At 44.4% G+C, this 11,775-nt stretch carries 10 protein-coding genes and 2 pseudogenes; 5 read left to right on the forward strand and 7 right to left on the reverse strand.

The window, feature by feature from the left end:
• Together PR833_RS19670 and PR833_RS19675 are read left to right on the forward strand one after the other, a co-directional pair.
• The coding region (locus PR833_RS19670; RefSeq protein WP_272526451.1) for a transposase at positions 1 to 223 on the forward strand (223 nt) is incomplete at its 5' end.
• A 44-nt stretch (positions 224 to 267) separates the two neighbouring features.
• Positions 268 to 744, forward strand: a pseudogene (locus PR833_RS19675) (IS66 family transposase); the annotation flags it as partial.
• A 394-nt stretch (positions 745 to 1,138) separates the two neighbouring features.
• Here PR833_RS19675 and fruA read toward each other — a convergent pair.
• The 6 genes from fruA to PR833_RS19710 all read right to left on the reverse strand — a co-directional run bounded on the left by fruA (position 1,139) and on the right by PR833_RS19710 (position 8,151).
• Positions 1,139 to 2,833: a PTS fructose transporter subunit IIBC gene (gene fruA / locus PR833_RS19680; RefSeq protein ID WP_040132874.1), complete on the reverse strand. Its 1,695-nt coding sequence runs from the start codon at positions 2,831 to 2,833 to the stop codon at positions 1,139 to 1,141.
• Positions 2,834 to 2,844: 11 nt separating this feature from the next.
• Complete coding sequence (gene fruK, locus PR833_RS19685; protein ID WP_196715988.1) at positions 2,845 to 3,789, reverse strand: 1-phosphofructokinase; 945 nt, start codon at positions 3,787 to 3,789, stop codon at positions 2,845 to 2,847.
• Positions 3,786 to 4,931 carry a fused PTS fructose transporter subunit IIA/HPr protein gene (gene fruB / locus PR833_RS19690; protein ID WP_272526452.1) on the reverse strand — a complete coding sequence of 382 codons (1,146 nt, stop codon included), beginning with the start codon at positions 4,929 to 4,931 and terminating at the stop codon, positions 3,786 to 3,788. The genes fruK and fruB overlap by 4 nt, the downstream gene beginning before the upstream one ends.
• 402 nt (positions 4,932 to 5,333) lie before the next feature.
• Complete coding sequence (locus tag PR833_RS19700) at positions 5,334 to 6,020, reverse strand: antirestriction protein ArdA (protein ID WP_071547804.1); 687 nt, start codon at positions 6,018 to 6,020, stop codon at positions 5,334 to 5,336.
• A gap of 325 nt (positions 6,021 to 6,345) precedes the next feature.
• On the reverse strand, positions 6,346 to 6,630 hold the full coding sequence (locus PR833_RS19705; RefSeq protein WP_040132877.1) for a membrane protein: 285 nt from the start codon (positions 6,628 to 6,630) through the stop codon (positions 6,346 to 6,348).
• Between the two features lie 255 nt (positions 6,631 to 6,885).
• Positions 6,886 to 8,151, reverse strand: coding sequence for a tyrosine-type recombinase/integrase (locus tag PR833_RS19710; RefSeq protein WP_040132878.1), 1,266 nt, complete (start codon positions 8,149 to 8,151; stop codon positions 6,886 to 6,888).
• A gap of 323 nt (positions 8,152 to 8,474) precedes the next feature.
• Here PR833_RS19710 and PR833_RS19715 point away from each other — a divergent pair, with 323 nt between their 5' ends.
• Positions 8,475 to 9,347: a ParA family protein gene (locus PR833_RS19715; protein ID WP_113386570.1), complete on the forward strand. Its 873-nt coding sequence runs from the start codon at positions 8,475 to 8,477 to the stop codon at positions 9,345 to 9,347.
• Positions 9,348 to 9,424: 77 nt separating this feature from the next.
• On the opposite strand, the gene PR833_RS19720 is transcribed toward PR833_RS19715, so the two are convergent.
• Entirely contained in the window at positions 9,425 to 9,856 is a 432-nt protein-coding gene (locus PR833_RS19720) for a hypothetical protein (RefSeq protein ID WP_248129413.1), read from the reverse strand.
• 211 nt (positions 9,857 to 10,067) lie between these two features.
• Here PR833_RS19720 and dnaB-PI point away from each other — a divergent pair, with 211 nt between their 5' ends.
• Together dnaB-PI and PR833_RS19730 are read left to right on the forward strand one after the other, a co-directional pair.
• Complete coding sequence (dnaB-PI, locus tag PR833_RS19725) at positions 10,068 to 11,420, forward strand: SPI-7-type island replicative DNA helicase (RefSeq protein ID WP_248129414.1); 1,353 nt, start codon at positions 10,068 to 10,070, stop codon at positions 11,418 to 11,420.
• Between the two features lie 14 nt (positions 11,421 to 11,434).
• Positions 11,435 to 11,775: pseudogene (locus tag PR833_RS19730) on the forward strand (ParB family protein); the annotation flags it as partial.

Here is an 11,775-nt window from a genome sequence, read left to right on the forward strand (position 1 = left end):
GAGCGATTTTAAGCATTACAGGATCAATCACAGCACCCAGTTTGTCGACAAAAAAGACAGGCAAAATCACATCAATGGCATAGAGAATTTTTGGAACCAAGCGAAGCGTCACATGCGTAAATTTAACGGTATTCCGAAGGCTCATTTTGAGCTGTATTTAAAAGAGTGTGAATGGCGATTTAACACACCTATTGCAAAACAACAATTAACTATGCTAGAATAGATAGTTAAAGGTAAAATTTAAACCTTATCTAGGACAGCCCCCTGAACTTTATTAGCAAACTATACGGTATTGAAAAGAAAGCCAAAGGGCTTGACGCAAAATCTCGACACCAACTACGACAAGAAGAAGCCAAACCTATTTTAAATGAGTTCAAGCAATGGCTTGACAGTCAAAACGTTCTCCCTAAAGGATTACTTGGCAAAGCCATCACTTATACGCAAAACCAGTGGCCTAAGCTGCTTACCTACCTTGAAGACGGCGATATAAGTATCGACAACAATGTGACCGAACGAGATATAAGGCCGTTCACGACAGGTCGCAAAAATTGGATATTCTCAACTTCGGTAGGCGGAGCAAAGGCGAGTGCAAACTTGTATAGCCTCGTGATGACTTGCCGCGCTAATGACATGAACCCTTATTATTACTTCCAACACCTGTTTACCGAGTTACCAAAACGAAGTCCGAAAGATGATGTGTCGGATCTCATGCCATGGAACGTAGAAATCAGTGAGGTTGAGTAAAGCTTTACTGGTTCATTAAGCGCTTACATTGTAGAGGGGCATTCAGGGCGAGAAGAAAAAACGCAAAACCATCGAATAGACTTAACGACAGGTGAAGCTATTTTTGGATACTTAACACAGGGTAAGCGAGATAATCAAGATATTGACAATCTTTATACTCAACCTAGCAAGCTTAAATCAGAGCCAATTGTTTTATCATCATCCCGCCCGAAATATTGGCCGAATGAAAACCCTATAGGCGATATTGCACCACCTGTCCCGATAAAAACGAAGCAAGCATATATGCTACCTCGCTCCTAGGAAGGGAATCGTGAGGAAAAATAAATGATAACAATTAAAAAAACTCCCCCATGTAGGGGGAGAAAAAATACAAGTATTTCAATTTATACCAACATCAAATAAGACTTGCCATTTCTTGTTGCGCCTCTTGCGAGCTCGCTTTCTTGAGAATGGCATACAGGACACCAGACACTAGCGTACCAATCACGATAGCCAGTAAATACGTTAATACATGATTTATCGCGCCAGGGATCAACAATACAAATAAACCTCCGTGTGGCGCCATTAATTGGATACCAAAGTACATTGATAACGCACCAGTGATTGCGCCACCAATAATACAGGTCGGTAATACACGGATAGGATCTTTAGCGGCAAATGGAATTGCCCCCTCTGAAATAAAACATAAACCAAGTACAAAAGAGGCTTTACCCGCTTCACGCTCCGCTGGAACAAATTTGTGTCTTGCCAGCAAGGTTGCAACACCCATCGCTAATGGGGGAACCATACCCGCCGCCATAATCGCAGCCATCGGTGCGTAGGTTTGTGAACTTAATAGCCCGACCCCAAACGCATATGCAGCTTTATTAACAGGTCCTCCCATATCGGTACACATCATCGCACCAAGGATCGCACCTAAAATTACCGCATTAGTCGTTCCCATGGTGTTCAGCCAATTAGTCAACCAATCCATTAACCAAGCTACGGGATGACCAATCACATAGATCATCGCTAATCCTGTAAACAAGGTTGATATTAGCGGTACAATTAAGATTGGTTTCAGTGCTTCCATTGTTTGCGGTAATTTCAATCGCGTACTTATAAAGTGGGCGCTATAACCCGCAAGGAAACCTGAAATGATCCCGCCTAAAAAACCGGCACCTAAAGTGGTAGCCAGTACACCACCTACTAAGCCCGGTGTTAAACCTGTGCGATCGGCGATGGAATAGGCGATATAACCAGACAAAACGGGAACCATTAGGGCTAGAGCTGTTTGTCCACCGATTAAACTAAGCGCCCAAGCTAATGAGCCTTCAACACTGGAAGCGTCTAAGCCAAATGCAAAAGATAAAGCAGTACATAGACCACCAGCCACGACCATCGGCAGCATGTAAGAAACACCGGTTAATAAGTGGCGATAAACGCCTCTTTTTTCACTTTTATTACCAGTTTGCGCTGTTGATTTGCCACCTTGAGGAGTAAATAGCGTGGCTTCTGCTTGGGCTTTATCGAGCTCTTGAGCGGTTTTCTTCAAGGCTGCACTGGTCGACGTACGATACATGCGTTTTCCCGCAAATTTATCGACGTTGACCTCAATATCTGCTGCAACAATCACTAAATCTGCTTTAGCAATTTCTTCTTCAGTAATTTCGTTACCGACTCCGACGGAACCACGGGTTTCAACTTTGATGTTCCAACCGCGCTTTTTCGCCTCAGCTTCCAGCGCTTCAGCTGACATATAAGTATGCGCAACTCCAGTTGGGCAAGCTGTAACAGCAAGAACAGAAAAAGGTGCTGAAGTATCAGCTACAGGTTGTGCTGCTTGATATAGTGTGGCCTGTTGTTTTGCATGTTGTAGACATTGACTTGGATTTTGTACCGCATTTTCGATGGTATCGAAATAGACTTTTTTACCTGTTAAATCATAATGTTCAGGGATATTATTACCAACAACAATAACCATATCTGCTGTCGATAGATCTTCAGTCACAGTCAGCTCTTGAGCGACCGCTGCGCTTTTTAATGCGTCAATTGCTAGCCAAGCCGCAGCGGGATCCTGTTGACGATTTGCTATGATGAATAGTTTCATGGTGTCCTTCCTTACTCAGGCTTGAAAGGTTGTAGATCAACACGCGCCATCATACGGGCAAGCTGTTCACGATCAGTGATACCTACATTCGGTTGTGATACAGCAAGCGCAGATACAGCGGTTGCAAGTCGTAGAGTATGCTCACTGGTTTGACTCATCATCAGGCCATAGATCAAACCTCCGACCATAGAGTCTCCTGCGCCAACCGTACTGATCACCTCACATTGTGGTGGTTTAGCAAACCAAGCACCGGATGAATTCACCCACATAGCCCCTTCGGCCCCTAAGGAAATGACCACATGTGCGATACCTTGTGCACGAAGCTGATTGGCCGCGTCAACAATATCTTTACGGGTTGGTAATGATCTACCCGCCCAAATTTCTAGTTCACGATGATTAGGTTTGACTAACCAAGGTGCGGCTTTTAAACCTGCGACAAAAGCCTCACGGCTACTATCAAAAATGACGCACATGCATTCATTACGTAATCGCATCATCCATTTAGTGAACTCTTCTAATGCCACTCCTTTAGGTAAGCTGCCACTAACACAAATCATATCGAATTGCCCAGCCCAACTTAGTGAATCAGCAACAAAGCGTTGCCAATCAGCTTTGGTGACTTCAAAGCCAGAAAAGTTAAAGTCAGTCACCTCTCCTGTTTTTTCAGTGAGCTTGACGTTGATACGAGTTCGCCCGTCAACCACTTGGAAGCGGTTGGCAATACCCGTTTCGCTAAAAATTTTTTGAAAACCATCTTGGTTTTCTTTTCCTAGAAAACCGCCGACAGTGACATCAATACCAAGGTTTTTAAGGACTTTAGCGACATTGATACCTTTACCTGCGGCGTGCAGGCCAGCAGTTTTTACTAAGTTCACCTCACCTTTATCAATTTCAGGCAATAGGCCAACTAAGTCGTAGGCTGGATTTAAGGTAATTGTGGCGACTCTACGGCTCATGCTACCTCCTCACCAAGCCCATCATTAATAGCTTGAGCAATAGCTGACATCGCTTCAGCGGCATCACTCCCTTGTGCATTGATGCGCAGGCGATGGCCTTTTTTAGCGCCTAAACTCACCATTTTCATTAAACTGCGTCCATTTACAGGTGTTGCTGAACCATCAAGGTTAGCCACGGTAACATTGCTTGCGAATTTTTTAATTGTGCTGACTAATATCGTACTTGGGCGTGTATGCAGCCCGTGTGGATTACGAACGACAAATTCTTCAGTAATACCTTCAGCTGTCTCAGTTTCAGGCTGATTACGGCCTGCTAATAAAGAAGCAAGTGCATCAGCGTCAGTCACTTGCAGCAGGGTTTCAATTTGTTGATGCTGAAGTATTTGATTCAGATTAGAAAGAAACAGTGCGACTTGGTCATCTGCATATGAGAGGGTGATTAGCATTTTAACAGGGTGTTCTTGGTAGCTCAGCGCTGATTGAGTTGTCGCTAAAGTGACAGCACTGCACAGATTTCCTACAGGGCTATCACTTAACCAAACACCTTGCCCAAGGTAATGTGGCGCTTGAGTCAAAACATGAGAGATAAATTCGGCATCGATGGCCTGATTATCTTGTAAATGAGCTAAATTCAAGACTTGTAATGAATTCAAACTATGGGCTTCTGCGTTTAATGTCACCATGTTGCCATTAAATAGGAGGGGCTGAATAGTTTTCTCACCCATTAAAAGGCTACGTAACAGTTCAGCTGAATCGGCCTTTGCCATCGCATCTGCAATGGTTTCATCACTGATGACATGTGTGAGTTGGCGTAGTAGTGCAAGATGTTCGTTAGAGTGTGCCGCAATACCAATAACAATATAGGCTACTTGCTCATCACCCCAATCAATACCTTTAGGAAATTGGAATACGGCAACCCCAGTTTTAATCACTTGATCACGGGTATCTGTTGTGCCGTGAGGGATTGCAATACCATTGCCAAGGAAAGTCGGTGCTTGGTGTTCTCTTGCGAGCATTCCAAGTACATAACCTTCTTTAACATAACCAGCTTCAGCCAGTGCTGTGGCGACTTGCTGAATAGCTTCCTTTTTACTATTCGCCGTCGCCGCAAGATGTATATCTTGTACTGACAGGTTAAACATAGTATCTCCTCATTGCTATAATATAAGAATCGATTCAGCTAAAAAGTGGATGATTGTTGTGAGTTTAACTTAAGGTTGATTTGTTATCGTTATCATTATAGCTGAATCGTTTCTATTTGTTTAATTAATCTACTCTAGTTTATCTTTGAATGACTAATGAATTAATGAGTAAATGTGATCGAAATCTAATTTTTACGCTTAAAATGTCATTTGGCTGAAGTTTGCTGAAGGGGGATTTTCATTTCAGCTATAGGTAAAAGTACGTCAGAGATACATGGAATGGATGGAAGGTATTAATGATGTTGGTTTAGATTTAAAGCACAAAAAGGAGGGGGATTTACATGCAGAGCGGTGAGTGAGTAAAAGAAAAGTAGCTGATATTAATATCAGCTACCTTTGTATTTATTCTTGAATTTTAATTTTTTGGTTACCCATAGAAACGATTTTTCCAGCGGGGATCTTGCAACGCTTACGAGTCTCAATGATGCCATCAACTTGAACTAAACCATCTGCGATCATTGCCTTAGCCATCGCTCCACTTTCTGCCCAACCTTGTTCAAGACAAACATCACGTCCATAGCATTCATAGTCAAAGTAATGGGATAACTGACCCAGTTGTGCTAAATCATAACAACCACTTTCTTCTATCCAGTAATAACCTAAATCATATTCATTATTGACCCCCGCTAATTGCTGGAAAGAATCTAAATTATCCGCTAAATGAATTAAATCATGGATTGAACTCGCTGAAGAACCGATTTCAATTGCCGCCTGATAAAGGTCAATTTCATCAGGCGATAACATGGCTAATTGGATGGCTAACTCGTTCAACTCATCTAAAAGGCTATATTCTGAAATGTAAGAAGAAAGGCCATCAATAGAGGATTCATAGTCGGTCAAGAAATACTCTTCATAGTGAATACCATCAATGCCAATCCGCATTAAACAGTGTTCGATCTCTTTTGAGGTTGCTGGAAGCTCAAGCCACTCACCAACCAGTTCACCTTCGTTATATTTTCCTAAGTTCGTGATAAAAACAGAGATAATCCCCGATTTTAGGCATGGGGAAGCCGTCGCTGTTATACGCATATTCGTGTCCTATTATTGATGTATTGTGATTTAATTAATGGCGATATTTTGATAAAGGGATCTATTTCCCTTTAGAAGATAATATTGATATAAAAAGCCAATCAGCTGAAAAACAGGCAACTCGCTTTAAAAATGATTAATGACGGTTTAGATCAGGATAATGAGTTGCCTTACAATCCCGATAACATGTTATGTTTTCTATCATGATCTCAATTTGCGCGGGTTAAAACGAAAAAAGCCCCTGTCCAATAAACTAGGGTCAGTTCAGACTCACAGACTCCTAAGAGATGAAACCCCATTAGGGGTTTCTGTTAACTTATGGCTATCAATCAAACGTGTATTCACACTCGATACATTCATAACGATCAAATACCACGCCATCTAAAGCTGAACCACTCACAGCCCCAGCAGTAGCTCCAGCGACTAAACGTCCAAATAGAGCGCCTACCGCAGCACCAGCAATCGTCCCTACAACAGGAACAGCAGAGCCGATAGACGCTCCAGCTAGTGCGCCTGATACGCCACCAGCAACAGCTCCTGTCTTTTTCCCGATATGACGTTCACGAATGCGAGTTGAATCGCAGGCCGGGCAACGAATGTAATATTCCATGATAATTTCCTTTTAGGTTGATTTAAAAGCAAAAAAGCCCCTGTCCGTGAGGACAGAGGCTTTCAGTGATAAAGCTTCTTTATTGAATGAGATGTATTACGATAAATCGTGGTTAGTTATCATGCGTTTTGACGATGAAAATTCCCATGAAGAATATTTCCACCATTTCTCAATGAATCGATATAGTAGGCATACTACCGTAGTATTCGACTCCTCGTATTGAAAATGGATCTCCTATATGACATGGCTAAAGTTTTAGTGATTCATTGGATTATTCAACTTTGCAAAGTCGAATGGCGAAATCGTTTGTTCACGATTAGCATCCAAATAATCCGCCCACCACTGCACCATTAATCGGCGTTGATCTATATGTTCTGCCTTATGAATATAAGCAGCCCTCACTGAGTTACGTTCTTGGTGGCTCATTTGCCTTTCTACTGCATCCTTCGACCATAAACCTGATTCAACTAATGAACTACACGCCATCGTTCTAAAACCGTGTCCACAAATTTCAGTTTTGGTATCATAGCCCATCACACGTAAAGCTTTATTGACGGTATTTTCACTCATGGGTTTAAAGGGATTATGAGCGCCCGTTAGGATCAATTCATGTTCACCCGTCCATGCCCAAATTTCTTTCAGTATAGTGATGGCTTGGTGGCTAAGGGGAACTAAATGCGGAGTGCGCATTTTAGCGCCTCTGTGTGAGAATTTAACGCCGGGTATAGGCTTTCGCTGAGCAGGAATAGTCCATAAGGCTTTATCGAAGTCAATTTCAGACCAACGCGCATAACGAAGTTCGCTTGACCTAATAAACACTAATAAATTTAACATCACGGCTAGGCGAGTGACGGGCTGCCCTTTATAAGCATCGATACGGGCAATGAGTTCAGGTAGACGATCAAGATTAAGAGCTGGACGATGTTGGCGTTGTACAGTCGTTACAGCCCCTGCGGTATCAATAGCAGGGTTATAGCCAATAATACCTGATTGCACCGCATAACGCATGACAGCAGAAATACGTTGCTGTAAACGCGCAGCTATCTCATAAATCTCTTTACTTTCTGCTGCACGGATAGGAATAAGCAGGTCAGGGGTTTTGAGGGTAGTGATATCGCGTAATCCAATATAAGGAAAGACATGCGACTCCAAACTCTTTAAAACCTTTTCACTGTGTGATTCAGACCATTTTTTATTGCTGGCATGCCATTGTCTTGCGATGGTTTCAAAAGAGAGATTAGCATCAGAAGCTGCTTTAGCCACACGTTTTTGTTCGCACGGGTCAATACCGTCAGCAATCAATTTTCTTGCTTCATCACGTTTTAAACGCGCCTCTGATAAAGAGACATCAGGGTATAAACCCAATGCTAAGGTTTTCTCTTTACCTAAGTGGCGATAGCGTAATCGCCAGTACTTAGAACCATTAGTGTGAACCAATAAGTGCAGACCTGCACCATCGGTTAATTTATAGGATTTCACATCGGGTTTAGCCGCCCGAATTTTAGCGTCAGTCAGTGCCATAGTGAGCTTCCTGAGAGATAAAATGGGTACAAAATTCTATCGAACTAGTGTATACCCGCAATTGTACCCGCACAATGGGGTTGATGTGGGTAGAATCGAGTAGAATTCAGTTGAGTTGAAACTTTGGGAGAGTGTTGATTTTAGCGGGCTTTACAAACAAAAACAGACGTCGGTTGACGTCTGTTGATAATAAGGTGGTGCCCGGACTCGGAATCGAACCAAGGACACGGGGATTTTCAATCCCCTAGTTAAAAAGCTTGATGTAATTCACTAATGTAATTATTTTTTTTGACTTCTCACCCAGAATGTGCTGAGTGAGAAAAATGACCAGAATTGTTCCAATTATATCAACAAAAGGCGGAGCCGGAAAGTCAACCAAAGCCGGCAATATCGCGGGTTTTTGTGCTGATGCCGGGTTGAAAACCCTGTTGATCGACGGTGATCATTCCCAGCCGACTGCCAGCAGTCTGTTTAAACTCGAATACGAAGCGCCAAACGGCTTGTTTGAGTTGTTAATGCAACTGACCGATCTTTCCCGGCCGGATACCATCATATCACGCTCCGTTATCCCTAATCTGGACATCATCATTTCTAACGATCCTCATGATCGTCTCCCGGCGGCTATATTGCATGCGCCTGACGGCAGAATGCGTCTGCGTAATACTCTGCAACATCCGTTATTCGCCTCTTACGATGTGATTATCATTGATTCAAAAGGCGCGGCTTCGGTGATGCTGGAAACCATTCTGTTAGCTGCCACCGATTATGCTGTCGGGATAATCAAACCTATTTTGCCGGATACACGTGAATTTTTACGGGGAACACTGGGATTAATCGGCGGGCTGGTGCCGCTGACGGCTTACGGAATTCCCCTGCCGGAAATACACATTCTTGCTAATTGTGTTGAAGATACGGTGTTAGATCGTGCAACACTGACTGAATTAACTCAGATTATTGACCAAAAAGCGTACCCCTTTGCAGAGTCGATTTCTCTTTCGTTACTGAAAACCGCTGTTCCCAAACTGGAAATATTTAAAAATGGCCATGCACAGGGACAACCGGTGCATCGTCTGGAATACCGGACTCAACGTAAAACACCGGCAGCCGCAGTCATTATGCATCATCTTGTTTCAGAGCTGTTTCCGGAATGGAAAACCCGTTTTGATGATGTGCTGAAACGGGAGGTTCGTCCATGACTATCAAGGTATTCTCCTGTTTTTTCCCGTTCAGTCTAACCGTGGACTGGCAGCAGATACTGCCAGCCCGGTCAGAATTAATGTATTTCCCGGAAAGGATCATCAAGAGAGCCCAGGCGTTTTTCGACTCTGCGCAAAAAGTCTTTTGCCCCTCTGCGAGCTTTGAATGTGCTCCACTCTTCCGTCAGCGCCAGATGCATCTGTTCTGTCGTCATGCCTGCCACCTGAGCTGCCGGCAGGTTATCGCGAAGAATGAGATAGCTGTGAATCGCATTCAGGGGCGTGATATCGGGATTCAGCATTTTCCAGCCATACATTTCAGCCAGCCAGTCACCCAGCCATTGCAGGCGGAACAGACTCTGGCGGGAATTGCTTTCTTTCGTCATTTCCATGGTCATACTCCAGAATGTTTTGACATACAAGTCAAAACGGGCTTCGCCCGTATCGGTGTTGTCGTCAAAAAGGCCAATGTAATCAATGTCGGACGGCAGTTGATTTTTTGTATTCATAAATGTTCCTTTAAATGTGTTATGGATAAAAACAGGCTGCCTGTACGTTCAGACCGGGGTCGCCAAACTTACCGGTCCGAAAATAGTCGGGCAGCCACAGGGAGTTTATCTCTGACGGCTGTTCGTCCGACACCAACAATTCATATTCCCAAAAAAACAATTTATTTACACGGTGGGAATTGGGCATTTCGGGTTAACGGAGGGCTTTTCAATGCATAAAAAGTCTTCTTCTGCGGTATTACCTGAAACCCTGTACTCGCCGGAGGCGGAGCAGAGCGTGCTGGGCGGGCTGATGCTGGATAATGACCGCTGGGATGAAGTGGCACCGTTATTACAGGCGGAGGATTTTTGTTCCAGAGCGCATCAGGAAATCTGGAAGAAAATGGCCGCCCTGTGTCAGATAAACAGCCCGATTGATTTAATCACACTCAGTGATGTACTGGAAAAAGACGGCGTGCTTGAACAGGTGGGCGGCTTTGCATATCTGGCTGAATTATCCAAAAACACGCCCAGTGCGGCCAATATTGTCCGCTATGCGGAAATTGTGGTGGAGCGAAGCCGTGCCCGTGGCCTGATGATGCTGGGGAATATGTTATCCACCCAGAGTGTGGCGGCTCAGGCGAATATTCCTGCGTTATGTGAACAGGCTGAACAGCGGCTGTTTCAGCTGTCAGAAAAAGGGCTGTCCGCGCATTCCCCGTCGTTGCTCGATATCCTGAATAATGTTGTTCAGCATCTGGAAGAAGCATTAAGTGCAAAAGGGATAACCGGTACGCCAACGGGGTTCAGTGAACTGGATGAAAAAACCTGTGGTTTGCAGGCGGGTGATTTGGTGTTACTGGGCGCACGGCCGTCGATGGGAAAAACGGCGCTGGCGCTGACTGTTGCACAGAATGCCCTGCGTCTGGCAGAAAAACCGGTCTTTTTTTTCAGTCTGGAAATGCCGGCGGAACAAATCATGCAACGCTTACTCAGTGATTTGGGAAATGTCCCACTGACAGCTATCCGCAGTGCATCTCTTGAAGAAAATGACTGGGAATGTCTTGGGGGCGCCATGTCGCAGATTGCTGAATGGGGTGAGCGTCTGGTGATTGATGATACCAGTAATATGACGCCTTCCCTGTTACGAGCCCGTGCACGGCGTTACCGCCGTAAAGTGGGTACGCCGGGGATGATTATTGTGGATTACCTTCAGCTGATGCGCAGTCCTGAACAGGAAAACCGGACGCAGGAAATCAGTGAAATCTCCCGCAGTCTGAAAGCACTGGCCAAAGAGCTGGGGTGTCCGGTAGTGGCTCTTTCCCAGTTAAACCGGCAACTGGAGCAACGTGCGGATAAGCGCCCGACAAACGGGGATTTACGGGATTCCGGCTCACTGGAGCAGGATGCGGATTTGATTTTATTTTTGTACCGCGATGAGGTGTATCACGAACACTCACCGGATAAAGGTGTGGCAGAAATTATCATCGGTAAGCAACGGCAGGGTCCACTAGGGACGGTGAAAGTGCAGTTTAACGGGACGTATACACGTTTCAGTGATTTTTCTCAGGGATATTATTTTTAAGGGAGAGACGAAGCATGAAAACCGATTTACAGCATAAACTCAGTCAGGCGCTTCTCAGAGGAAATCCTGTCAGTTCCCCGTTATCCGGCAATGCTCACGTCAATCCGGTGTCTGAAATGCCGATGATATTAACACTTGAGCAACTTCAGCCAAATCCGGATAACCCTCGTCAGGGCAGAAATCCGCGTTATGAGGAAATCAAGAGTTCCATTCGGGCACGTGGACTGGACAGTGTCCCAAAAGTCACCAAAGCACCGGGAAGTGAGATTTATATCTTCAGTGACGGCGGAAATACGCGCTATCAGATCCTCTCTGAGTTATGGCAGGAGACACAGGATGAGCGTTTTTTCCGTAT

This window comes from Providencia sp. PROV189 (assembly GCF_028480065.1).
Taxonomy (GTDB): Bacteria; Pseudomonadota; Gammaproteobacteria; order Enterobacterales; family Enterobacteriaceae; genus Providencia; species Providencia stuartii.

Coding starts and splice junctions, on each gene's coding strand:
- PR833_RS19710 (WP_040132878.1), bottom strand. CDS start 8,151: ATGGCACTGACTGACGCTAAAATTCGGGCGGCTAAACCCGATGTGAAA.
- dnaB-PI (WP_248129414.1), top strand. CDS start 10,068: ATGCATAAAAAGTCTTCTTCTGCGGTATTACCTGAAACCCTGTACTCG.
- PR833_RS19720 (WP_248129413.1), bottom strand. CDS start 9,856: ATGAATACAAAAAATCAACTGCCGTCCGACATTGATTACATTGGCCTT.
- PR833_RS19705 (WP_040132877.1), bottom strand. CDS start 6,630: ATGGAATATTACATTCGTTGCCCGGCCTGCGATTCAACTCGCATTCGT.
- fruB (WP_272526452.1), bottom strand. CDS start 4,931: ATGTTTAACCTGTCAGTACAAGATATACATCTTGCGGCGACGGCGAAT.
- PR833_RS19700 (WP_071547804.1), bottom strand. CDS start 6,020: ATGCGTATAACAGCGACGGCTTCCCCATGCCTAAAATCGGGGATTATC.
- PR833_RS19715 (WP_113386570.1), top strand. CDS start 8,475: ATGACCAGAATTGTTCCAATTATATCAACAAAAGGCGGAGCCGGAAAG.
- fruA (WP_040132874.1), bottom strand. CDS start 2,833: ATGAAACTATTCATCATAGCAAATCGTCAACAGGATCCCGCTGCGGCT.
- fruK (WP_196715988.1), bottom strand. CDS start 3,789: ATGAGCCGTAGAGTCGCCACAATTACCTTAAATCCAGCCTACGACTTA.